The sequence below is a fragment of the Pseudomonas sp. ML2-2023-6 genome (assembly GCF_037055265.1).
Lineage (GTDB): Bacteria > Pseudomonadota > Gammaproteobacteria > Pseudomonadales > Pseudomonadaceae > Aquipseudomonas > Aquipseudomonas kulmbachensis.
In genome coordinates, this window is record NZ_CP146347.1 from 142,380 (window position 1) to 166,501 (window position 24,122).

Consider the following 24,122-nt stretch of genomic DNA (forward strand, 5'->3'; position numbering starts at 1 on the left):
AGATCATCCAGGAATCACGGTGTATCATGTCGCGCAAACGCCCCAGCCGTGACGACGCCCGCCGATGCCTGATGTAGCCAGCTCCGACTTCCCGCTTGAACTGACCGCCACCTTTGCGGCAGTGCAGCAGCATTTTCGCCAGGTCATTGTGCCGCTCTGGCAAGGCCCCGGCTGGAATGCCGAACTGGCGCTGCCCTATGAGGCCCTGAGCCCCGAGCACCAGCCGTTGCCACCCCAGCGCTACCGCGCCATGGCCTGTGCACGGCAACTGTACCTGTTCGCCAGCCTGATCGACGACCCGGCCTTCCCCGGCGCGGCGGAGCGCGCAGCTCAGTTGTTTCGCTCGCTGCACCAGCATTTTCACGACGCCGAACACGGTGGCTGGTTCTACAGCATCGACCCTCACGGCGCGCCGCTGGATCAACGCAAAGACCTCTACACCCACGCCTTTATCATCTTCGCTTGTGCCCATTACTGGGCCAAAGTGCGCGAACCGCTGGTAGAGTCGGCGCTCAATGGCGCATTGCAAGTGGTAGCCGAGCGTTTCAGCGATGGCGACGGTCTGTATGAAGCCAGCCTGGACCGGGACTGGTCATCACTGGGCAGCGGCCCGTTGCAAAACCCGTTGATGCACTTGGCCGAAGCGTTTTTGGCCACCCTGTCGGTCCGCGACGATGCCCCGGTACACGCCGCACTGCTGGCACTGGCGGCGGGCATGCAGCAGCGGTTTATCGAGCCTGTGCATAACGTCATGCTGGAAAAACCGCACGGGGCTGTGGATAACTGGTTTGAGCCAGGCCATCAGTTTGAGTGGTTCTTTTTGCTGCAATCTTCGCCCCTGCTGCGCCAGACCCCGCTACACGGGTCACTGGATCGCGCCTTTGGCTTTGCTGAGCAGGTGGGGGTCGATCCACAGAGCGACGCGGTCTGCGGCATGCTGGCCGCCGATGGCAGCCTGCGTGATGGCACCCAGCGTATCTGGGCACAGGCCGAGTACCTGCGCGCACTGACCTTACGCCCGGACAGCCAGCCACGCCTGCAACGCCAATTGCTGGCGCTGCAACAGAACTTTTTACATGCCGGTGGCTGGTATGAATGCCGGGATGGCGCGGGCAAGGTCAGCCGCGAAGATATGCCGTCGACCACGCCGTATCACCTGGCGACGTGCTACAGCGGGTTGGCGCAATTCCTCAGCTAACACTAACAACTGTGGGAGCGGGCTTGCCCGCGACTCAGGCGACCCGGTTTATCAGATAAACCGCGCCGATCCGATCGCGAGCAAGCCCGCTCCCACAAAAAGTTACTTGCCTTGAGTTACGCAATCCACTTGCGATCCCCGGTAAAGCTGATCGTCAGCCAACGTGCACTGTCAGCCGCCCCCAGCAGCTCGGATATTTCTTCGCGCAACGCATCAAGCGTCTTCACGCTGATCAGTGGATAACCTGCTGGCAGCACGATATGAATCTCGATGAACCGCGCCCGCCCATGCTTTTGCACATAGGTTTTGTAGCCTTCAAAACCATGGCGCGCCGACATGTCCTCCAGCACGTCCCGAACCTTGTCATCGAGCTTGTCCGGGGCAATGCCCAGTACGTCACGCAAGGCCGGTTTAAGGATTTTGAACGCCGGGGCCAACATGCTCAGCGCCAGCAAAATCAGAATTGCCGGGTCAACGTAAGCCGCCCACTGTGCATAACCCTGCTGCTTGAGCACCAGCGCGGTGACGAAACTTATCAACAGCCCCACCGACAGCATCGCGTCCACCAGCCAACTGATGTTATCGAACTGGATCAAGGTTGACTTGAGCTTGCGGTTTTTGCGCCGTACCCAGAAGTAATAGGCGAACTCGATCACGGTAAACACCGCCGCGTAGACGATCACCATGCCCAATTCGATGTCGCGCCCGCCATTGATAATGCCGAACACGCCGTTAAGAAATGCGTAGATCGCAATCAATAACAGGAAGCTGCCTTCAATCAGCAGCACCATTGGCTCTAGGTGCCAGAAGCCGAACTGGAAACGCTGGTTGCTTTCCTTGGCGATCAGTTGCGCTGTGATCAGCATCAACACTTTGATAAAAGTTGCGATCAAAGAGAAAAAACCATCGAACAGGATGGATTCGGAACCCGAAATAAAACCCGTTGCGATGCCAGCAATGGCCACCGCGAACATTAGAACAGTCGATTGTTTGAGCAGTTGCTGCTCACCACGGTTACTCACAAAAACTCCTTTTCAGCCCGATTGAATGCGACCCCCTCAGGAGGTCGCAGGTGGGCTGCCAGGCGTGAGTTTACTCCTTGGTATGGCGTTCGATGGCAAAACCGCTCCAGGACTGCGTAACGGGCATCAGCTCAAGGCGGTTGATGTTGATGTGCGCCGGGGTGTTGAGTACCCAGAAAATGGTCTCGGCGATGTCCTGGGGCTGAATCGGTTCGGCGCCCTGGTAGGTCGCGTCGTACCGCGCCTTGTCGCCGCCGAAGCGCACCATCGAGAATTCGCTCTCGCACAGGCCCGGCTCAACGTTGCTGACTCGCACGCCAGTGCCCTGCAAGTCGCAGCGCAGGTTCAGGGAGAATTGTTTTACAAAAGCCTTGGTGCCGCCATACACATGGCTACCGGGGTACGGGTAGCTGCCAGCGATAGAACCCAGGTTGACGATCCCGGCACCGCGTCCGTAGGCAATCAGGCGTGGCAGCAGCAAGCGGGTGGTGTAAAGCAGGCCCTTGATGTTGGTGTCGACCATGGTGTCCCAGTCGTCGAGATCACACTTGGGGGCCGGGTCGGTTCCCAGCGCCAGGCCAGCATTGTTGATAAGCCCACGCAACTTGCTGAACGAGGGCGGCAGATCGGCAATCGCCGCCTCCATCGCCGCACGGTCACGCACGTCTACCACCAGGCCATGGACCTCGGTCTGCTTGGACAACTCTTCGCACAGTGCCTTCAAGCGATCTTCGCGCCGACCTGTCAGCACCAGTTTCCAGCCTGCCTGTGCAAACTTGCGCGCACACGCCTCACCAAATCCGGAAGTCGCGCCTGTAATAAACAGGGTGGAAGTCATCGTGTTCTCCTTGGCTGGCGGGCATCGGCCGCCGTTGAATTGGACGTTGAGCAGAATGCCCCGGCTGGGTTCCAGCGGCAACCCGGTCATGCTGGCGGACTTTAACTGTACAAAAAACGATCAAACTCCGACAAGCCATGATGCATAAGGCCTGGAGCCATATGCGCTCACCTTATCCACAGGCCCGTCCACAGTCTTTGGGTGTAAGTCGAAAATGCTCGAAGCCGCTATTCACAAGGGGTAGAGCACAGAACGAGGTGTTTTTAACTTGACCTGAACCTGCCCCACATGCACACGCCCCAAAAGGGTGCAACCAGGTAAAACCCGGCACATAGCCACAGGCCAGTAATTACGCCGTCTAGCGCATTCTTTCCAGAGTTTAACCACAGACTTATCCACAGGTTAGTCATGTATTTCGAGCGCTCTTTAAAACTAAACAAACCTGTTGACAAATCACCGGAGCGGCCAAGCAAAAACCACTGATCGAAAAATAACCACACCGCTGGACACCGTGTAAGTAAAGGCCTACAGCCAACTACTCCCACGTTACCCACAGCCACCTCCACAGCAAACGGGGACAAGTCAAATTGATGACAAAACAGGCAATTACAGCGTCTTTATGTCGCGGTTTCACAGAGTTGAAATAATGTTTTCCACAATTTGCGGCGGGGCTGTACGGAGAGGAAATTGTCGAACAAAAAACATGAGGGATAAGCAACTTGCGCAATTGTGTAGCCGCTGCCGCTACAGAGATACTTCAAGCGTGGGAGCGAGCCTGCTCGCGAAGATCATCCGCGAGCAGGCTCGCTCCCACAGGGGGGCTTGACCTGGAATAGAGTATCTAAAGGGTTTAGGCAGTTCGGTCAGTGCCCACCCAGATAGGCGTTGCGCACTTCGTCGTTACTCAGCAGCTCCTTGCCGGTGCCGGTCAGGCGGATTTCACCGTTGACCATTACGTAGGCGCGGTCCGATAAGCGCAGGGCGTGGTTGGCGTTTTGCTCCACCAGAAAGATGGTCATGCCGGTAGTGGCCAGCTCGCGCAGGGTGGCAAAGATCTGCTTCACCACAATCGGCGCCAGCCCCAGGCTAGGTTCATCCAGCAACAGTAGCTTGGGGCGGCTCATCAATGCGCGGGCGATGGCGAGCATTTGCTGCTCGCCCCCGGACATGGTCATGGCCCGCTGGTTACGCCGCTCCTTGAGCCTTGGGAACAACTCGAACATGCGCTGCATGTCTGCGTCGGCATGTTTGTCACCAATGGGGATGGTGCCCATCAGCAGGTTTTCTTCCACCGACATGTCTGGAAACACGCGACGGCCTTCCGGCGACTGGGCGATGCCGTTGGAGGCAATGTAGTGCGAGGACTTCTGGGTGATGTCCACGCCCTGATAAATGATTTGCCCGCCGCTGGCCCTGGGCTGGCCGAATATCGACATCAGCAGCGTAGATTTACCCGCGCCGTTGGAGCCGATCAGGCTCACGGTTTCGCCCTCTTCGATGTGCATCGAGACTTTTTTCAGTGCCTGGATCGGACCGTAGTGGACATCCAGTTCCTTGAGTTCGAGGATCGTGCTCGTCATATCAGCTCCTCTTCGTCTGCGCCGAGGTAGGCAGCAATCACTTTCGGGTCGTTACGAATAGCCTCAGGCCCGCCCTCGGCGATCACGTTGCCGTGGTCGAGCACCACGATGTGATCAGAAATACTCATGACCATGCCCATGTCGTGCTCGATCAGCACCACGGTAAGGTCGTGTTCGTCACGCAGCAGGCGAATCATCCCGCTCAGCGCTTCGGTTTCCTGTGGGTTAAGACCGGCTGCCGGTTCGTCCAGGCAGATGATTTGCGGACGCGTACACATGGCCCGGGCGATCTCCAGACGCCGCTGTTGGCCGTATGACAATTCACCGGCCAAGCGGTTGGCGCAGTCCACCAGATCCACTACCTCCAGCCAGTAAAACGCATGGTCCAGCGCATCGCTTTCGGCCTTGCGATAGCCCTTGGTGTTGAGGATCCCGGCGAGCATGTTGCGGTTGACCCACATGTGCTGGGCCACCAGCAGGTTTTCCAGTACCGACATTTCCTTGAACAGGCGAATGTTCTGGAAAGTTCGCGCCAGACCCGAGCGGTTGACCAGATGTGTACCACCGAACATTTTGTAGTACAGCCGACTGGCGAACGCCTTGGGCGATACAAAGTCGGTCAGCTTGAACGGCTCGCCCAGCAGCTTGATCACATTGGTACGTGCGCCCCGGGCATTGAGTTCGATCCTGCCGCCGCTGGCCTTGTAGAACCCGGTCAGACAGTTGAACACCGTGGTTTTACCGGCACCGTTGGGGCCGATCAAGGCAAAGATCGAGTTGCGTTTAACCTTGAGGCTGACATCACTCAGGGCTTTGATCCCACCGAAATGCATCATCAGCTTGTCGACCGAAAGCACCACGTCGTCTTTCATGATGGGCTCATTCATGGCGCGACTCCCTTGCGTGGCGTAACACCGACACGGCTGATCCGGATCAGGCCTCGCGGTCGCCAGATCATCATCAACACCATTAAGACACCAAACAGCAGCACCCGATACTCGGCAAAGCTGCGCAGCAATTCAGGGGCCACGGTCAGTACGAACGCAGCAATTACCACACCCACCGTCGACCCCATGCCACCAAGCACCACAATCGCGAGGATCAGCGCCGACTCAAAGAAGGTAAACGAGGACGGGTTAACAAAGCCCTGGTAGCTGGCGAAGAACACCCCGGCCAGACCTGCCGTAGACGCGCCAATGGTGAACGCCGAGAGTTTGACCAGTACATGGTTAAGCCCCATGGAGCGGCAGGCGATTTCGTCTTCGCGCAACGCTTCCCAGGCACGACCGATCGGCATGCGGGTCAATCGATGCTTGATGTACAGCACCAGCAGCACCACCAGAAACAGCACGATGTAGATAAACAGGAATTTGATGTTGGGGTTGTAGTCCAGGCCGAAGAACTGATGAAACGGCACCCCGCCTTCTTTGGCAACACGGCCAAATTCCAGCCCGAAAAACGTCGGTGAAGGCACCGGCATACCGTTGGGCCCACCAGTGAACGACAGCCAGTTGTTGAGTATCAGGCGAATGATTTCACCAAAGCCCAGGGTCACGATGGCCAGGTAATCCCCATGCATTCGCAATACCGGAAACCCGAGAATGCACCCCGCCATCGCCGCCGTAATGGCCGCCAGCGGCAGCACCGACCAAAAGCCCAGCCCCAGATACTGATAGCCCAGCGCCAGGCCATAAGCACCGATGGCGTAGAAGGCCACGTACCCCAGATCGAGCAAGCCCGCCAACCCGACCACGATGTTCAAGCCCAGGCCGAGCAGCACGTAGATCAGGCCGAGGATCACCACGGTCAGGATGTATTTGTTGGCAAAAAACGGGAACACGATGGCAATCACGATCAGCAGCGGCACGATCCAGCGCAGCCGCGATTTGTAATCGGGTGGCAGCACGTGCACACCAGAGCCGGTGGACTCAAAGCTCTGAAGAATTTTCAGGCCCTTGGACGTTTGCAGGAACAGGCTCAGGACAAAGCGTCCCACCATCACAATCGCCACCAGCCAGCCAACACGCGCCGGCTGCAGGTTGAAGCTATAGCCGTCGAGCACTACCCCCACGATCGGTCCGAACACAATCAATGAAATCAACCCGGCAAGGATCGAGTCGATAACGCTTTTTTTGATATCAATTGGTTTGTTAATGGCTGCAGACATACTTACACCTTCGCCACGAGAGGACGACCCAGCAGGCCTTGGGGACGGAAAATCAGAATCAGCACCAGCAGTGAGAAACTGAACACGTCCTTGTAATCCGAGTTAACCAACCCGGCAAAAAGTGACTCGGAAATACCCAGGATGATCCCGCCGAGCATGGCGCCAGGCAATGATCCAATCCCGCCGAGCACGGCAGCAGTGAACGCCTTGATGCCAATAATAAAGCCGGCATAAAAGTCGAACGTGCCGTAGTTCATGGTGATCAACACACCGGCCAACGCGGCCATGGCAGCGCCGATCACAAATACGTAGGAGATCACCCGGTCGGTGTTGATCCCCAGGATCGAGGCCATCTTGCGGTCTTGTTGGGTGGCGCGGCACATGCGGCCCAGCTTGGTGTACTTGATGATGTAGGTCAGCAGACCCATGCCTACGAAGGCTGCAATCAGAATGAAGACTTTGGTGTAGGTGAGTTGTACAAAACCGGTGCCAATATCCACGCGCCAGGAACCGCTAAGGAGGGTCGGAACCCCCTGTTGACGCGAGCCTTGGGCAATTTGCACGTAGTTTTGCAGGATCAGGGAAATACCGATGGCGCTGATCAGCGGCGCCAGCCGTGTGGAGTTTCGCAGAGGTTTGTAAGCCACGCGTTCGATGACCCAGCCATACACGCCAGTCACCACTACGGTGAAAACCAAGGTGCCCAACATCAGTAGCGGGAAGGATTCAATACCGAAGTATGCCAACAGAGCCAGACTGATCGCCGCGAGGTAAGCAGAGATCATGTACACCTCGCCATGGGCGAAGTTGATCATGCCGATGATGCCATAGACCATTGTGTAGCCGATGGCGATCAGGCCGTAGACAGACCCGAGGGTCAGGCCGTTCAGCAGTTGCTGTAGGAAAATACCATCCATAACGCAATCTCACGCACTTGAGCCGTTGCGCAGACGCAAGCCGTCCACGCCGTCAGAGGACAGCTTGGCTGGCAGGGTGTACGCGACTCCTGGAAAAGAAGACAGGTGATGCCGATTTGCCTCCGATGCCCTTGGATCCGGAGGAGCTGGCGCAGGCTGCGATCTTTTGAGTGTTTAAAAGATCGCAGGCTTGGCCAGTTCCTAAGGAATCAGGGAATCAGCAGGAGCGATCTATCTCACTTCTGTTTTTCCAACTGGTGATATTTGCCGCTTTTGTCCCACTGATAAACCACGTAGTCAGAGACTTTCAGGTCGCCTTTGCCGTCCCAGGCTTTTTCACCCATCACGGTTTTAACCGGGTTGGCCTTGAGCCACTTGGCTGCGTCTTCACCTTTATTGGATTTAGCGCCATTGAAGGCGTCAGCCAGGGCCTGGATCGAAGCATAGGCATACAGGGTGTAGCCTTCTGGCTCGGTGCCGGCTTTGCGGAACTCTTCAACCACCACCTTGCTGTCCGGCAGCAGGCGCGGGTCGGCGCCGAAGGTCATGTACACGCCATCGACATACTGCGGGCCACCGGCAGTGGCCACCAACTCGTCGGTCACGATGCCATCGTCCGACATGAATTTCACATCCTTGAGACCCGCTTCACGCAACTGGCGGACCAGCGGACCGGCTTCTGGGTGCAGACCACCGAAATACACGACATCAGCACCGGCGCCGCGGATTTTTGTGACCAGCGCGCTAAAGTCTTTCTCACCCCGGGTCAGGCCTTCTTCCAGAATAGGTTTCACGCCGCGTTTGGTCAGCTGTGCACTGGTGGCATCGGCCAGACCTTTACCGTATGTGTCCTTGTCGTTGATGACTGCTACTTTTTTGCCCTTGAGCACGTCGACAATGTAGTCGCCTGCAACGATGCCTTGCTGGTCATCACGCCCGCACATACGGAACACTGCATCCAGCCCACGCTCAGTGACCTGCGGGTTGGTCGAGCCCGGCGTGATCATGATCACACCCGCATCGGCATACACCTCGGAAGCAGGAATGGTGTTCGAAGAGCAGAAGTGACCGACCACACCGATCACTTTGTCCTGATCGACCAGACGGTTGGCCACGGCCACGGCCTGCTTGGGCTCACAGGCATCGTCGCCAGCAACCAGCTTGATCTTCTCGCCGTTAATCCCGCCAGCCTTGTTGATTGCATCCGCAGCCGCCTGCGCACCCTTCATGTACTGCTCACCAAATGCCGCGTTGGCGCCGGTCATCGGGCCCGCCACACCAATTTTCACATCTGCCTGAACAAACGAGGACACGCCCAAAGCAGCAGCCACTGCGAGGGCCAGAAAACCTTTCTTGTAGAACGTCTGCGACATGAGGTGGTGCTCCTGAGGTTTTTTTAGTTGGCACTGCGACTTCACATAAAGCGCTGAGCAAGGCGCGTGCCATTGGTTTTTTATTCTTAAAAAAGCCGCTGTGTTGTTGTTATATCGACTGTTTCGGGCCCATTTTCATTGGGCGTGCAACCGTCTAAACCAAGGAAGGTGAAACCATTGTTTATTTGCTGGCGCCACCCATCGCAACAAACGTTGCAACCGGGTTGCCCTGCACTGTGCAACCGCCCTGTAACCCCGTGCGTCACCGAAGTGCACACTCTCGGTGCGTAACTGCTACAGGCCGCACCATTAGAGGCTAGTCGCTACACGAAGAAACGCGGTGCCATCCAGAAAAAAACCCCGTCAGATCACAATTCTTAAACATTGTCCGGCGTGATACAGCGAAAAACCGGCTTCGTATAAACAGCTGCGTAGCCCCGTGCCAGACAGTGGTCGCATTGGCGCAAAAGGAATCGGCAAAGCCTTGGCATCGCCACTGCACAAGTAGTCGGCAAACGCTTTGCCCACCACACTGCCAGTGGTCACGCCCCGACCGTTGTACCCGGTAACTGCCACCAAACCGGGTGCTGGCTCGAACAAACGCATCAAGTGATCAGGGGTAAATGCGATACAACCGGTCCAGGTGCATTCCCACTCCACGCCCTTGAGGTACGGGAAGTAGTGCTGTTGCACACGGTCGGCCCAGGCTTTGAGAAACCAGGCAGGCTTTTGATTGCCATTGCCCAGGCTGCCCAGCAATAAGCGGCCCTCGGCATCGCGGCGGATGCTGCTCAACACCTGCCGGGTGTCCCATGAGCCCTGGCCGCCGGGCAAGATCCGGGCGGCAGTGGCGTCAGTCAGCGGCTTGGAGGCAACCTGGTAGTAGTAACCGGGGAAAAAGTTGCGGCGTAAGTCAGTCCATTCGCCTTCGGTGTAGGCATTGGACGCCAGCACCACCTGTTCGGCATTCACCGCACCCAATACGGTTTGCACCGACCAGCGCTGGCCCTGGCGCTCAAGCCCGGTTACGGGCGAGTGATCAAACAAGCACCCGCCCAGATCACCGGCAGCCTTGGCCAGGCCCGAGGTGTAGGCCATCGGGTTGAGGGTTCCCGCGCGACGGTCAAGCAAGGCAGCGGCAATTTTGGTGGTGCCGGTGGCGGCTTCGCACGCAGCGCCGGTGAGTAATTCCACAGGCGCCCCGCGGCGCTTCCATTGCTGCTCGCGGCTGCGCAGATCGGCTTCGCCCTTGGCGTTATGGGCCATGTGCAGTGTGCCTTCGCGGCGCAACTGGCAGTCGATGCGGTATTTATCGATCAGGCTGAATACCAGCGCGGGCGCGGCACCGAGCATGCGATTGAGCTGGCTACCGACCGCTTCCCCGAAACCGGCTTCAATATCATCCGGCGCGATCCACATCCCGGCGTTAACCAGTCCTACGTTACGACCCGAACCGCCATGCCCGGTGCGATGCGCTTCGAGCACACATACACTTTTGCCCTGCTCAAGCAAATGGATGGCGGCTGACAGGCCGGTGATTCCGGCACCAATCACACAGACATCAACGCTGAGTTCACCCTTGAAAGTGGGCGCCTGAGGGCGTTGTGGGGTGAGGTTTTCCCATAGACATTGTTCTTGTAGAGGCATTGCCAAGCTCCAGAAATGAAACCCAACCAAACGCAAATCACCTGTAGCCGCGGCCAAAGGCTGCGATGGGTTGCGCAGCGACCCTGGCTTTCATGAATGAAAGAAGGTCCTGCGGCCCTTATCGCAGCCTTCGGCAGCGGCTACAGGGGTGTACTCCTCTCACTCAATCGAAGGTAATCCCCTGCGCCAACGGCAACTCCAGCGAGTAGTTCACGGTGTTGGTCTGGCGGCGCATATAACCGCGCCACGCATCAGAGCCCGACTCGCGGCCGCCGCCGGTTTCTTTCTCACCACCAAATGCGCCGCCAATTTCCGCGCCGCTGGGCCCGATATTGACGTTGGCGATCCCGCAGTCACTGCCGGTAGCGGACATAAATTGCTCAGCCTCGCGCACGTCGGTCGTGAAAATGCACGACGACAGGCCTTGGGGCACGGCGTTGTTCAGGCGCAGCGCCTCGGCAAAGTCGCTGTAACCGACCACGTACAGGATCGGAGCGAAGGTTTCATCGCACACTACATCGCTCTGTTCGGGCATTTCCACAATCGCCGGGGCCACGTAGTAAGCGCCAGGGTACTGGCCAGCCAATTGACGTTCCCCCCCAAACACCCGGCCGCCTTCGCTCAGGGCTTGCTCCAGCGCATCCTGCATGTTTTCAAAGCTGTGCTTGTCGATCAGCGGCCCCACCAAATTACCTTCCAGCGGATGACCGATACGCACTTTGGAATAGGCGGCCTTGAGCCGGGTGACGATTTCTTCCTTGACCGACTCATGGGCGATCAGACGGCGCAGGCTGGTGCAACGCTGACCGGCAGTGCCGACGGCGCTGAACAGAATGGCGCGCACGGCCATGTCCAGATCGGCACTCGGGGCAAGGATCATTGCGTTGTTGCCGCCCAGTTCCAGAATGCTGCGGGCAAAGCGGGCGGCGATTTTTGGCGCCACTTCACGGCCCATGCGGGTGCTGCCGGTGGCACTGATCAGCGCGACACGCGGGTCTTCAACCAGTGCTTCACCGGCCTCACGGCCACCGATAATCACTTGGGCCAGGTACTTGGGTGCGTCGCTGAATGAGTTCAGGACCCGGTCAAACAGCGCCTGGCAGGCCAGCGCGGTGAGCGGGGTTTTCTCGGACGGCTTCCAGATCACAGAGTTGCCGCATACCAGCGCCAACGTGGTGTTCCACGCCCAGACCGCCACCGGGAAGTTGAATGCGCTGATCACCCCAATCACGCCCAGCGGGTGCCAGGTCTCACGCATATGGTGGCCCGGACGCTCCGAAGCGATGGTCAAGCCATAGAGCTGGCGCGACAGGCCGACGGCAAAGTCGCAGATGTCGATCATTTCCTGCACTTCGCCCAAGCCTTCCTGGGTGATCTTGCCCGCTTCCCACGACACCAGCTCGCCCAGATCGGCCTTGTACTCACGCAGCAAATCCCCGAACTGGCGCACCAGCTCCCCACGGCGCGGGGCTGGCACTTTGCGCCAGGCCTCGAATGCGTGCTCGGCGCGGGTCACGTGTTGTTCGGTTTCGGCGGCACCTTCCCAGTGCACGGCGCCAATCTGGCTGCCATCAATCGGCGTGTATACCGGCTGATTACCCTGCTGATACAGCGCGGGATTCACACCAAGACGATCCAGTAATGCAGCAACCATTGGGGGCACTCCTTGAACTTGAGAAAGATAATTCGCAGGCCGTTAGTTGTAGCTGGCTCCCATGACGGCAACAAACGACCTTTAAGCGAGATATCATTCCGAAAATTCATGCTGCGCTGGTAACGTTGCCTGACAACAAGAATCAAGGCCCTTTTTATGCTCAACAAGCGCCATCTCCCCTCGATCACGGCGTTGCAGTGTTTTGAAGCAGTGACCCGTCACCTGAGCTTCACCCGCGCCGCCGAAGAGCTGAACCTGACCCAGAGTGCCGTCAGCAAACAGGTCGCGCAGCTCGAAGAGTTGCTGCAGCACTTGCTGTTTCGCCGTGTGCGCCGCCGCCTTCAGCTCACACCCGCCGGCGATCTGTATCTGGTAGAAGTCCGAAAAATCCTGACCCAGGTCGAGATGTCGACCCACACCCTGCGCTCCTATGGCGGTGAAACAGAAGTATTGCGGGTCTCGACCCCATCAACCTTCGGTGCCCGCTGGCTGGTGCCGCGCCTCAAGGGCTGGGGGATTCGCCATCCGCAGATCCATCTGGACCTGTGCAACGAGCAACAAGGCGACGATCTGCTGCAAGGGCGCAGCGATCTAGCGTTTTATTTCGGCCAGGGTTCACGACCGGGCAGTGAGTGTCTGAAGCTGTTTGGCGAGGAACTGGTGGCCGTGTGTGCACCCGCAAGCCTGCCGCGCACGCCAATGACGGACCCAACCCAACTGACGGATCTGGTGCTGTTGCAAAACGCTTCGCGGCCACAGGCCTGGCACGAGTGGTTCGAGGATCAGGGGTATTGCACCGACCACAGCTATCACGGGCCACGCTTTGATACCTTCTATATGTGCATCCGTGCCGCGCAGGAGGGATGTGGCGTGGCGCTGCTACCCAAATTCCTGGTGGAAGAAGAATTGGCCGACGGCAAACTGGTGATCGCCTGGCAACACCTGATGCCGAGTCGCGACTCGTATTACCTGGCGTATCCTGAACATTCGGCAGGCGTGCCCAAGGTGCGCGCGTTTGTGAGCTGGATGATGGAGCAACTGAATGACCAGTGAGCCTCTATATACTCGGTTGCAGGTCAAGTGAGGTACGCAAATCTTCGTAGCAGCTGACGAAGGAACGAGGCTGCGTCCGGCTGCGCAGCAGTCATAAAGCCATTCAGCTGTGGTGTTTCAGATACATCGTGCACACCGGGTTTACGACTGCTGCGCAGCCGGACGTAGCCTCGCACTGCTCGTCAACTGCTACAGGGTTTTGCTCGTCTCGTTGCTTCAAATATAAAAACCGCTGGCAAAAGCGCCTGCGGATATGCGCCACTAGCGCCATTCATTGAAAAAGCTGAACACCGTGGTAATAAGGCACGGGCAGCATGGAGATTGCCGCTATGAGCGAGAGTGTATTTGCCGATCGCATCGTGCAGAACCTGCTCGACACCGACTTCTACAAATTGACCATGATGCAGGCGGTGCTGCACAACTACCCCAACGTTGAAGTCGAGTGGGAATTCCGCTGCCGCAACAGCGAGGATTTACGCCCCTATCTCAACGAGATTCGCCACCAGATCGAACGTCTGGGCGAGCTGAGCATGACTCAGGACCAGTTGGGGTTTCTGGAGCGAATCACGTTTATGAAGCCCGACTTCATACGCTTCCTGGGCCTGTTTCGCTTCAATATGCGCTACGTTCACACCGCTATCGAAAACGGCGAGCTGGTTATCCGCCTGCGTGGGCCGTGGCTGCATGTGATTTTGTTTGAAGTGCCAATGCTGGCGATTGTCAGCGAAGTACGTAACCGCTCGCGTTATGCAGACACGGTGCTGTCCCAGGCCCGCGAGCAGCTGTATCGCAAATTCGACTGGCTGCAGGCCAACGCCAGCACCGAAGAATTGTCCGAGTTGCAGGTCGCCGACTTCGGTACTCGCCGACGGTTTTCGTATCGCGTGCAGGAAGAAGTGGTCAGCGTACTCAAACACGATTTCCCCGGGCGCTTTGTCGGCACCAGCAACGTCAATCTGTCCCGCGAGCTGGACATGAAACCGCTGGGCACCATGGCCCACGAGTGGATCATGGCGCACCAACAACTGGGGCCGCGATTGATCGACAGCCAGAGTGCAGCGCTCGACTGCTGGGTGCGGGAATATCGCGGTTTACTGGGGATAGCCTTGACGGACTGCATCACCACCGATGCCTTCCTGAAAGATTTTGATCTGTACTTTGCCAAGCTGTTCGACGGTTTGCGCCACGACTCGGGCGATCCCGTAGTGTGGGCTGAAAAATGCATTGCCCATTACCACAAGCTGGGCATTGATCCGATGAGCAAAACTCTGGTGTTCTCCGACAGCCTGACCCTGCCCCGGGCGCTGGAAATTTTCCGCGCACTGCGCGGCAGGATCAATGTCAGCTTCGGCATCGGCACCAACCTGACCTGCGACATTCCGGGGGTTGAGCCGATGAGCATCGTGCTTAAAATGACCGCCTGTAATGGCTCGCCAGTGGCCAAGATTTCCGATGAGCCGGGCAAGACCCATTGCTCCGACCCAAACTTCGCCGCCTACTTGCGCCACGTTTTCCAAGTTCCTGAACAGTCTTCCAAGGAGTGAATCATGCAGGCCATACAGCGTCAGATTGCTGAAGACCTCAAGGTCCAGCCGCCGTTTAAAGACATCGCCGCCCTTGAGGCCGAGGTCGCCCGACGCATCACTTTTATACAGTGCTGCCTGCACAACGCCAGGCTCAAGACCCTGGTACTGGGTATCAGCGGCGGGGTCGACTCACTGACCGCAGGCTTGATGGCACAGCGCGCGGTCGAGCAGTTGCGCGAGCAGACCGGCGATCAGGCGTACCGCTTTATTGCCGTGCGCTTGCCGTACGGCGTGCAGCACGACGAAGTCGACGCCACGGCGGCAGTCGACTTTATCAACCCGGATGAGCGTCAAACCGTAAACATCGGCCCGGCCGTCAAGGCCCTGGCCGCTGAAGTAAGCGCCTTTGACGGCAAGCCGCCAGCCACCGTGGATTTTGTGCTGGGCAACACCAAGGCGCGGATGCGCATGGTGGCGCAATACACCATCGCCGGCGCGACTGGCGGGCTGGTGATCGGCACCGACCACGCGGCCGAAGCGGTGATGGGCTTCTTCACCAAGTTCGGTGACGGTTCCTGTGACCTGGCGCCGCTCAGCGGGCTGGTAAAAAATCAGGTGCGGGCAATTGCGCGGCACTTTGGTGCCCCGGAATCACTGGTAGAGAAAGTCCCTACTGCCGACCTTGAAGACCTGGAGCCGGGCAAACCTGATGAAGCATCCCACGGCGTGACCTATGCCGAGATTGATGCCTTCCTGCATGGCGAACCGGTGAGCGACGAAGCGTTCAACATCATCCGCAGCACGTACGAAAAGACCCACCACAAGCGTGAGATGCCGTTCGCGCCTTGATCATTGTGGGAGCGGGCTTGCTCGCGATGCAGGCGCCGCGATTTGTCAGGCAAATCGAGGTGGTGCTATCGCGAGCAAGCCCGCTCCTACAGTGGTTTCATCATAGGCAATACGAAAAAACGGAATGAACCCCGCGTTTTTTTTCGCTTGTCGCCCCCTCTTGCACAGGCTTTGATATACGTCTATTTCGTCGCCAGAGCCCTGCCCCATGTCTTCTTTCGATGGTTTGTTCTCCCTTGTCGAGTCTTTGCTCGGTCAACCGGCATCCACATGGTTGCGCAAGCATGTCGAGGTGCCTGAAGGGCTGCTGCGTTTCAGTTGGCATGAGCAGGCGCTGCACCGGGCATGGCTCGCCGAGGCATTGAACCTGTGCCTGCTGCACAAGCTGGTGGAGGCCGTACCGGATGGTCGACGCTATGTGCAAGAACAGGCTCAACACGGGCGCAAGGTGGTGTTTGACCACGGAGCTATCCGCACGGTGGACTGGCCCGCAAACGGCGAGCTGCCCCGTGGCCGTCAGGCATTTTCCCGTTTGCTTGAGCCCTTGGGCTTTACCGATGTACGAACCTACCCCCTGACCAAACTGAACATGACTGGCTGGGGCTACAGACAAATGGACCTGCCCGAGGACATTGCGCAGTTCTTTGTCTCGGAACTGCATCCGGGGCGTTTCAGCGAAGCCTTTCAACAAGCCGTCAGCCGTGTGGTCGGCTCCAGCCTCGACCCGCTACAAGCCGAGCACGAAAGCATCCTCAAACGCCTGAGCCTTACCCGCCATTGCAGCCTGAGCGAAGCCCAAACCCTGTTACCGGCGCTGTATCAGGCATTCGGCTGTCAACATGGCGTGGTACACGAAGCGGACTATCAGTGCCTGCTCAATGAAAGTGCCGAAATGGCCTGGATTGCCACCGAGGGCAACAGCTTCAACCACCTCACCGACCGGGTAGAGGATCTTGAAGCCTGCGTCGCGCAGCAACGTGACCTGCAGCGGCCAATGAAGGACAGCATCGAAGTCTCGGCCTCGGGCAGAGTCATGCAGACCGCGTATCGTGCCTGCACCGTCACCCGAGGCTTGATCGATAGCGCCGGGGTGTACCGCGAGCACACTGTGCCCGGGTCGTTTGTGGAGTTTATTCAGCGCAAGGTCGACCCCGAGACTGACCGCATTGATCTGAACTTCGACAGCAGCAACGCCCAAGGCATTTTCAAGATGACCGACTCAAAAGCCTGACCCTGAATGCAAACAGCCCTGACACAAGGCCAGGGCTGTTGGTGGGCTGCGGGGTCTTATTTAAGAACCACGGCGCCTTTCATCATCGAGTTGTGGCCCGGGAAGGTGCAGAAGAATTCATACTCTTCGCCCGCCTTGAGTTTGGCCACGTCGAAAGTCACCGAGTCTTTCTCACCGGCGCCGATCACTTTGGTGTGGGCAATTACGCGCTCGTCACCGTCTTTGAGGTAGTTTTTATCCAGGCCAGCTGCAATACCGTCAGTCGAAATTGCCTGCATGTCTGCCTTTTTGCCCAGGACCCAGTTATGACCCATGACGTTTTTCGGCAGGCTGCCGGAGTGCGTCAGGTTCACAGTGAAGGTCTTGCAGGATTTGTCGATGACGATCTCTTTGGTGTTGTAAGACATCTGGTCAGTCGAATCGACAGTCACAGCGCACTCAGCCGCCAACAAATGGCCGCTGGCCAAGGTCAAAAGGGATACCGCAACAACTTTGGCAAACATGGTGGATCTCCAAGGCAGGGTATGAAAAGCAAAATCTGTATACAGATTGCCTGAAAATTGTATCGATTCATATGATCTGGGTCATGGTCTATCGCTATGATCGAGACAATTGATCTGTAAAACGGACATAGCGCATATAACCTTAGGTCATCATTTTGATTTTTGGGGAATAAGTGATGAGACTTCCTGCATTAATGACCTGTTTGCTGGCCGCCTATGCCTGTGGCGCCTGTGGTCGCGACGAGATTTAATCCACAACCGGTTTTTGGGTGGGTGTAGAGTCGTATTTTCAGCGCAAAATACAACCTTGCAAAAACCCAGCTAACGGCTAAGCACTAATACAGGGCAGAATACGCGCCGCTTAACCTCACCTTCGACCCCAAGAGGATCGCCCATGGCCAAACCAAACTATAACTTCGCTAAGCGTCAAAGAGACTTGGCTAAAGAGCAGAAGAAAGAGGAAAAGCTTGCCCGCAAGAAAGCGGCTGCTGAAAGTGGCATCGTAGACACCGAACTGGATGACGAAGTCGACGCCGAAAGTGAAGTCGCCGCAGAAGATACCGGCGCTACAGAAGATAAAGCTCCAACTGCTTAAGCTCCCCCCTCGGCCCGGTTATCCACAACCCGGCCCACAGGATCTGTGATCAGGATCAGCAGCCCGGCTGCTGATCCTCGCAGTTAGCCAGAACGCCCTCAGACGCTTTAAAGCGCACGCCCTACCCTTTGCTCAGCAAACAGCCTACGCACGCCAGGCAGGCTTCTCAGCGCGCAGAAAGCACAACGCCAGCCCTAAGGCTGGCGTTGATGTGCCACTTAATACACAAACTCCGTAGCAGCTGCCTCGTTCCTTCGGCAGCTGCTACGGAGCCAGAGTTAGCGAGGCACTACCGGCTTGCGGGTCGGCTTTTGGCTTTTGCCGCCCTTGGCTGCTTCGTGACGCTCTTTAGCAGCCTGCTTGTTACGGGCAAATGCCGCAGCCTTGGCCTGTTCACGCTTGTCCCACGGGTTACCACCATCGCTGGCACGCGGCGGCAGGCCGGTGTGCTGGGTAAGAATCTTGGTGGTTTTCTCACCGGCTACCTTGTGGCTGCCAGCAGGCGTCGAGTTTTTGCGACGCGCACTCTGGTAGCTGTCAGTCGCGGGCTGATGCAGCGGGATCAGTTGATCCTTGCCCGAACCGATCAGGTCAGCACGACCCATGCGGGTCAGAGCTTCACGCAGCATTGGCCAGCCTTTCGGGTCGTGGTAGCGCAAGAACGCCTTGTGCAGACGGCGCTGCTCTTCGCTCTTGACGATAGTCACCGAGTCGCTCTTGTACGTGACCTTGCGCAGCGGGTTCTTGCCCGAGTGGTACATCGCGGTGGCAGTAGCCATCGGCGACGGGTAGAACGCCTGCACCTGGTCGGCACGGAACCCGTTGGTCTTGAGCCAAATGGCCAGGTTCATCATGTCTTCGTCTTTGGTGCCGGGGTGAGCGGCGATGAAGTACGGGATCAGGTACTGCTCTTTGCCTGCTTCCTTGGTGTACTTCTCGAACATGCGCTTGAACTTGTCATAGCTGCCAATGCCCGGTTTCATCATCTGGTTGAGCGGACCTTCCTCGGTGTGTTCCGGGGCGATCTTCAGATAACCACCAACGTGGTGAGTTACCAGCTCTTTCACGTATTCCGGCGACTCGACCGCGAGGTCATAGCGCAGACCGGATGCGATCAAGATTTTCTTAACGCCCGGCAAGGCGCGGGCACTGCGATACAGCTGGATCAGCGACGAGTGGTCGGTGTTCAGGTTCGGGCAGATACCGGGGAATACGCAGGACGGCTTGCGGCACGCGGATTCGATCTCAGGCGTTTTGCAGGCGATGCGGTACATGTTCGCGGTCGGACCGCCGAGGTCGGAAATGACGCCGGTGAAGCCTGGCACCTTGTCGCGAATCTCTTCGATTTCGCGAATGATCGACTCTTCAGAACGGTTCTGGATGATTCGGCCTTCGTGCTCGGTGATCGAGCAGAAGGTGCAGCCGCCGAAGCAGCCACGCATGATGTTCACCGAGAAACGAATCATGTCGTAAGCCGGGATCTTTTCCTTGCCGTACGCAGGGTGCGGAACACGTGCGTATGGCATGCCAAACACGTAGTCCATTTCTTCGGTGGTCATCGGGATCGGTGGTGGGTTGAACCACACGTCCACTTCGCCATGCTTTTGCACCAGCGCACGGGCGTTGCCCGGGTTGGTTTCAAGGTGCAATACACGGTTGGCGTGAGCATACAAAACCGAGTCACCACGCACTTTTTCAACCGATGGCAAACGGATAACCGTCTTGTCACGGGTCATGCGCGGGCTAGCCAGGATTTGCACAACCTTGGCTTCGTTCGGATCTTCGACCGGGCCCTTTTCCTGCTCGATAGCGCAGGCCTGGGTGTCCTGGGTATTGACGTACGGGTTGATGATCTTGTCGATCTTGCCCGGACGGTCGATACGCGTGGAGTCGACTTCGTACCAGTCTTTCGGCGTGTCACGGCGAATGAACGCGGTGCCGCGAACGTCAGTAATGTCTTCGATCTTGTGACCGTAGGACAGACGCTGAGCCACTTCAACAATGGCGCGCTCGGCGTTGCCGTACAACAGGATGTCGGCGCAGGCGTCGATCAGGATCGAGTTACGTACGCGGTCCTGCCAATAGTCGTAATGCGCGATGCGGCGCAGGGAAGCCTCGATGCCACCGAGCACGATCGGTACATTTTTATAGGCTTCCTTGCAGCGCTGGCTGTACACCAGGCTGGCGCGATCCGGACGTTTGCCAGCCATGCCACCAGGGGTGTAGGCGTCATCGGAACGGATCTTTTTGTCAGCGGTGTAGCGGTTGATCATCGAGTCCATGTTGCCGGCTGCGACGCCGAAGAACAGGTTCGGCTCGCCCAGCTTCATGAAGTCGTCTTTGGACTGCCAGTTCGGCTGGGCAATGATGCCCACACGGAAGCCCTGGGACTCCAGCAGACGACCAATGATCGCCATACCGAACGAGGGGTGATCGACATAGGCATCACCGGTGACGATGATGATGTCGCATGAATCCCAGCCAAGCTGATCCATCTCCTCCCTGCTCATCGGCAGGAATGGCGCTGGACCGAAACATTCGGCCCAGTACTTCGGATAGTCAAATAGAGGCTTGGCTGCTTGCATGTCGATGACCGGTGTTGAGTACAGAAAATGGGGGCGCGTCATTTACTAAGAAATTCGCGGGCGCGGAATATAGCACAAAAAATGATCAATTCCGACGGCAATGGTCGGAATTGATTGGCACACGTTGATTAACCGTGGGAGCCAGCCTGCTGGCGATGGCATCACTGCGGTGTGCCTGAAAGCTCCCACAGGAGCCAGGCAGATTAATCGTCGTCGAAGTTGTAGCTGCCCGGCGCCAGGTTTTCAAAGCGCGTGTATTTGCCGATAAACGCCAGGCGCGTAGTACCGATCGGGCCGTTACGCTGCTTGCCGATGATGATTTCGGCAATGCCCTTGTGCTCGGTTTCGGGGTGGTACACCTCGTCCCGATACACGAACATGATGACGTCGGCATCCTGCTCGATGGCTCCGGATTCACGCAAGTCGGAGTTGATCGGGCGCTTGTTGGGCCGTTGCTCAAGGGAACGGTTGAGCTGCGACAACGCCACGACCGGGCAGTTGAATTCCTTGGCCAGGGCCTTGAGAGATCGCGAAATCTCGGAAATTTCGTTGGTCCGGTTGTCACCGCCCGAGCCCGGGATCTGCATCAGTTGCAGGTAGTCGATCATGATCATACCGATTTCACCGTGCTCACGCACCAGGCGTCGGGTCCGCGCGCGCATTTCCGATGGGCTGATACCGGCCGTGTCATCGATAAACAGCTTGCGGTCATTGAGCAGGTTGACCGCCGACGTCAGGCGCGGCCAATCGTCGTCTTCGAGGCGACCGGCACGGACCTTGGTCTGGTCGATACGACCCAACGACGACAACATACGCATGATCAGCGATTCGCCTGGCATCTCGAGGGAGTAAACCAGTACCGCTTTTTCACTGCGCAGAACGGCGTTTTCAACGAGGTTCATCGCAAAGGTGGTTTTACCCATCGATGGACGACCAGCAACGATGATCAAGTCCGACGGTTGCAAGCCACTGGTCATGCCGTCCAGATCGGTATAACCGGTGGACAGGCCAGTGATCGCGTTGTCGGTATTGAACAGGGTGTCGATGCGGTCGATAGCTTTGGTCAACAGATCGTTAACGCTGACCGGGCCGCCGGTTTTTGGCCGGGCCTCGGCAATCGCAAAAATCTGACGCTCGGCCTCATCGAGAATTTCTGCCGCATTGCGCCCCTCGGGGTTGAACGCGCTGTCGGCGATTTCAGTGCTGATGCCGATCAGCTGACGCAAGGTGGCGCGTTCGCGAACGATCTGCGCATAGGCCTTGATGTTAGCGACCGACGGGGTGTTTTTTGCCAGCTCACCGAGATAACCCAAGCCACCGACTTGCGAGGTCTGACCTTCCTTGTCCAATTGCTCGGCAAGGGTCACGACGTCGATCGGGGAGTTCTGGTCCGCCAGCTTGGCGATGGCCCGAAAGATCAGGCGGTGGTCATGCCGATAGAAATCGCCGTCCGAGACCTGATCCAACACGCGTTCCCAGGCGTTGTTATCCAGCATCAAACCACCGAGCACGGCCTGTTCGGCCTCGATGGAATGCGGAGGCACCTTCAGGGCTGCGGTTTGTAGGTCGTATTGCTCAGGAGCGGAGATATCGTTCATGGCCACTTGAGTTGTTTGTAAAAACAGGGGGTTTGAAAATCAGAAACTGCAGAAAGACAAAGGGCACGACCTGTAAACAGGATCGTGCCCGATGTTAACCGTCTGACACACAAGGTGCCAGTCAGTTAAGACTGCTTAAGCAGCTACCACAACAACGCGTACGGTTGCTTCAACTTCGGCGTGCAGGTGCACAGCCACGTCGAATTCGCCAACGTTGCGGATAGTGCCGTTCGGCAGACGAACTTCGCTTTTAGCAACTTCAACGCCGGAGGCGGTCAGTGCATCAGCGATGTCGTGAGTACCGATCGAACCGAACAGCTTGCCTTCGTCGCCAGCGGTGGCAGTGATAGTCACTTCCAGCTCAGCCAGTTGGGCAGCGCGTGTTTCAGCCGAAGCTTTTTTGTCTGCAGCAGCTTGTTCCAGCTCAGCACGACGCTCTTCAAACGCAGCCAGGTTGGCAGCGGTTGCAGCGGTAGCTTTGCCGTACGGCAGCAGGTAGTTACGACCGTAACCGGCCTTAACATTTACTTTGTCGCCCAGGTTGCCCAGGTTCGCGACTTTTTCCAGAAGGATCAGTTGCATGTGAAAATCCTCTTAACTTTTAACCTTCACCGTCCGCAGAGTCTTTATCGACACCTTTCGGTGCCAGACGTCCACGAAAATCAATCAGGCTGTCGACAATGGCCAAGACCACGAGCAACGGATAGATCAGCTGCATAAATAGCAACAGCGTGACGTACAACCCCACCAACCAAAACTTGGCCAGTCGCTTTTGCGCCACCAGCCCGTGAATCAGGGCTAGCCCGGCGAAGAACAACGCTACGCTGCACAACGGCGTAAGCATGGCCATTTCAGGACCGAAATTCGGCCCTATAAGCATGCACGCCAGCAATACGAGCGCTGGTCCCAGCGGTAGGCGGATGCTGCGAAATTCGCTGGCAAAACCGCCCGGGTTATACAACAACGCCTGCCAATAACGCCCAAGCATCAGGCTAAGCACGCTGACGACCTGCATCAAAGCTGCAATCAAACCGGTGAGGACGGGTGCAATCAGTGCTCCAAGGCGCGCTCGCTCTACGGCAGATAACTTGTCGTAGAGACCATTGAGGACCTGCGGCAGAAGTTTTTCCAACTCCTGCGCCATCGCACCAATGGGTTCGCGGAAAACCGTACCCAGGATCACGCCATACACCACACCCAACGCTACGCTGACCAGCAGCACGCGATTCCAGGACTGGCCGGCGCGTAACATCAACGCCAACCCCAGAGTTCCCAGCAACACCATAAGGGTGCGAGGTTCTCCGATAAACCACCAGACCAAGGCCGGTAGTAAAGCCCATGAGAGGATGCTCAAGGCATCTCTCGGACCGCGCCGCAGGAGCACAAGGCAACCTGCAGCAGCACTCAACCAGAACAAAAACGGCAATGCCGCACATCCGGCCACGATTAACGTGGCCTGCACACGGCCTCGCATGATGAACTCAGCTAAGGCACGCATGCTTTCAATCCTTTACTACTTGTCGACTGCCCGGTCTCAGCGGCCGTGGCTGTCGGTGTAGGCCAGCAGGGCCAGGAAGCGGGCGCGCTTGATAGCGGTGGCCAGCTGACGCTGATAACGAGCTTTAGTACCGGTGATGCGGCTTGGAACAATTTTGCCGGTCTCGGATACGTAAGCTTTCAGAGTGTTGAGATCCTTGTAATCGATCTCTTTCACTTCTTCTGCGGTGAAGCGGCAGAATTTACGACGACGGAAGAAACGTGCCATGTAATTGGCTCCTCAAAAGGT

21 protein-coding genes are annotated in these 24,122 nt (G+C 57.5%); 6 read left to right on the forward strand and 15 right to left on the reverse strand.

The features are described 5' to 3' along the window. Positions 1 to 64: 64 nt before the first annotated feature. Positions 65 to 1,198: an AGE family epimerase/isomerase gene (locus V6L79_RS00615; protein WP_321834826.1), complete on the forward strand. Its 1,134-nt coding sequence runs from the start codon at positions 65 to 67 to the stop codon at positions 1,196 to 1,198. Between the two features lie 116 nt (positions 1,199 to 1,314). On the opposite strand, the gene V6L79_RS00620 is transcribed toward V6L79_RS00615, so the two are convergent. From V6L79_RS00620 to V6L79_RS00660, 9 genes are all read right to left on the reverse strand, one after another. After that, entirely contained in the window at positions 1,315 to 2,220 is a 906-nt protein-coding gene (locus tag V6L79_RS00620) for a cation diffusion facilitator family transporter (RefSeq protein ID WP_261739950.1), read from the reverse strand. A 70-nt stretch (positions 2,221 to 2,290) separates the two neighbouring features. Then, a complete protein-coding gene (locus V6L79_RS00625) occupies positions 2,291 to 3,058 on the reverse strand; it encodes an SDR family oxidoreductase (RefSeq protein ID WP_261739951.1) in 768 nt (255 codons plus the stop codon). A gap of 863 nt (positions 3,059 to 3,921) precedes the next feature. Continuing rightward, positions 3,922 to 4,638, reverse strand: coding sequence for an ABC transporter ATP-binding protein (locus tag V6L79_RS00630; protein ID WP_261739952.1), 717 nt, complete (start codon positions 4,636 to 4,638; stop codon positions 3,922 to 3,924). Then, positions 4,635 to 5,510 (reverse strand): ABC transporter ATP-binding protein, encoded by an 876-nt coding sequence (locus V6L79_RS00635; protein ID WP_261742507.1) that lies wholly within the window; start codon positions 5,508 to 5,510, stop codon positions 4,635 to 4,637. Before V6L79_RS00635 ends, V6L79_RS00630 begins: the two co-directional genes overlap by 4 nt. Positions 5,511 to 5,521: 11 nt before the next feature. Then, positions 5,522 to 6,805, reverse strand: a complete 1,284-nt coding sequence (livM, locus tag V6L79_RS00640) for a high-affinity branched-chain amino acid ABC transporter permease LivM (RefSeq protein WP_261739953.1) — start codon at positions 6,803 to 6,805, stop codon at positions 5,522 to 5,524. A 2-nt stretch (positions 6,806 to 6,807) separates the two neighbouring features. Then, on the reverse strand, positions 6,808 to 7,722 hold the full coding sequence (locus V6L79_RS00645; protein WP_261739954.1) for an ABC transporter permease subunit: 915 nt from the start codon (positions 7,720 to 7,722) through the stop codon (positions 6,808 to 6,810). A 236-nt stretch (positions 7,723 to 7,958) separates the two neighbouring features. Next, a complete protein-coding gene (locus V6L79_RS00650; RefSeq protein ID WP_261739955.1) occupies positions 7,959 to 9,095 on the reverse strand; it encodes a branched-chain amino acid ABC transporter substrate-binding protein in 1,137 nt (378 codons plus the stop codon). Positions 9,096 to 9,458: 363 nt separating this feature from the next. Continuing rightward, positions 9,459 to 10,742 carry an FAD-binding oxidoreductase gene (locus V6L79_RS00655; protein ID WP_338579679.1) on the reverse strand — a complete coding sequence of 428 codons (1,284 nt, stop codon included), beginning with the start codon at positions 10,740 to 10,742 and terminating at the stop codon, positions 9,459 to 9,461. A gap of 163 nt (positions 10,743 to 10,905) precedes the next feature. Further along, positions 10,906 to 12,396, reverse strand: coding sequence for an aldehyde dehydrogenase family protein (locus V6L79_RS00660; RefSeq protein WP_261739957.1), 1,491 nt, complete (start codon positions 12,394 to 12,396; stop codon positions 10,906 to 10,908). Positions 12,397 to 12,552: 156 nt separating this feature from the next. On the opposite strand from V6L79_RS00660, the gene V6L79_RS00665 reads away from it, so the two are divergent. From V6L79_RS00665 to V6L79_RS00680, 4 genes are all read left to right on the forward strand, one after another. After that, positions 12,553 to 13,449: a LysR family transcriptional regulator gene (locus V6L79_RS00665; protein WP_261739958.1), complete on the forward strand. Its 897-nt coding sequence runs from the start codon at positions 12,553 to 12,555 to the stop codon at positions 13,447 to 13,449. 329 nt (positions 13,450 to 13,778) lie between these two features. Continuing rightward, the gene (pncB, locus tag V6L79_RS00670; RefSeq protein ID WP_261739959.1) at positions 13,779 to 14,993 is read left to right on the forward strand and encodes a nicotinate phosphoribosyltransferase; all 1,215 of its coding nucleotides are present in this window, start codon (positions 13,779 to 13,781) and stop codon (positions 14,991 to 14,993) included. 3 nt (positions 14,994 to 14,996) lie between these two features. After that, positions 14,997 to 15,824, forward strand: a complete 828-nt coding sequence (gene nadE / locus V6L79_RS00675) for an ammonia-dependent NAD(+) synthetase (RefSeq protein ID WP_261739960.1) — start codon at positions 14,997 to 14,999, stop codon at positions 15,822 to 15,824. Positions 15,825 to 16,032: 208 nt separating this feature from the next. Beyond that, complete coding sequence (locus V6L79_RS00680) at positions 16,033 to 17,055, forward strand: DUF1338 domain-containing protein (RefSeq protein WP_338579680.1); 1,023 nt, start codon at positions 16,033 to 16,035, stop codon at positions 17,053 to 17,055. 56 nt (positions 17,056 to 17,111) lie between these two features. Here V6L79_RS00680 and azu read toward each other — a convergent pair whose 3' ends face one another. Beyond that, positions 17,112 to 17,558 carry an azurin gene (gene azu / locus V6L79_RS00685; RefSeq protein ID WP_261739962.1) on the reverse strand — a complete coding sequence of 149 codons (447 nt, stop codon included), beginning with the start codon at positions 17,556 to 17,558 and terminating at the stop codon, positions 17,112 to 17,114. A 394-nt stretch (positions 17,559 to 17,952) separates the two neighbouring features. On the opposite strand from azu, the gene V6L79_RS00690 reads away from it, so the two are divergent. Beyond that, entirely contained in the window at positions 17,953 to 18,153 is a 201-nt protein-coding gene (locus V6L79_RS00690; RefSeq protein ID WP_261739963.1) for a hypothetical protein, read from the forward strand. A 278-nt stretch (positions 18,154 to 18,431) separates the two neighbouring features. On the opposite strand, the gene V6L79_RS00695 is transcribed toward V6L79_RS00690, so the two are convergent. From V6L79_RS00695 to rpsR, 5 genes are all read right to left on the reverse strand, one after another. Then, the gene (locus V6L79_RS00695; protein ID WP_261742508.1) at positions 18,432 to 20,738 is read right to left on the reverse strand and encodes a YgiQ family radical SAM protein; all 2,307 of its coding nucleotides are present in this window, start codon (positions 20,736 to 20,738) and stop codon (positions 18,432 to 18,434) included. A gap of 203 nt (positions 20,739 to 20,941) precedes the next feature. After that, positions 20,942 to 22,336, reverse strand: coding sequence for a replicative DNA helicase (dnaB, locus tag V6L79_RS00700; RefSeq protein WP_338579681.1), 1,395 nt, complete (start codon positions 22,334 to 22,336; stop codon positions 20,942 to 20,944). A 135-nt stretch (positions 22,337 to 22,471) separates the two neighbouring features. After that, positions 22,472 to 22,918 (reverse strand): 50S ribosomal protein L9, encoded by a 447-nt coding sequence (gene rplI / locus V6L79_RS00705; RefSeq protein ID WP_003439047.1) that lies wholly within the window; start codon positions 22,916 to 22,918, stop codon positions 22,472 to 22,474. Between the two features lie 19 nt (positions 22,919 to 22,937). Further along, the gene (locus V6L79_RS00710; protein WP_321837248.1) at positions 22,938 to 23,834 is read right to left on the reverse strand and encodes a hypothetical protein; all 897 of its coding nucleotides are present in this window, start codon (positions 23,832 to 23,834) and stop codon (positions 22,938 to 22,940) included. A gap of 36 nt (positions 23,835 to 23,870) precedes the next feature. Then, positions 23,871 to 24,101 (reverse strand): 30S ribosomal protein S18, encoded by a 231-nt coding sequence (gene rpsR / locus V6L79_RS00715; RefSeq protein ID WP_003171373.1) that lies wholly within the window; start codon positions 24,099 to 24,101, stop codon positions 23,871 to 23,873. Between the last annotated feature and the right edge of the window lie 21 nt (positions 24,102 to 24,122).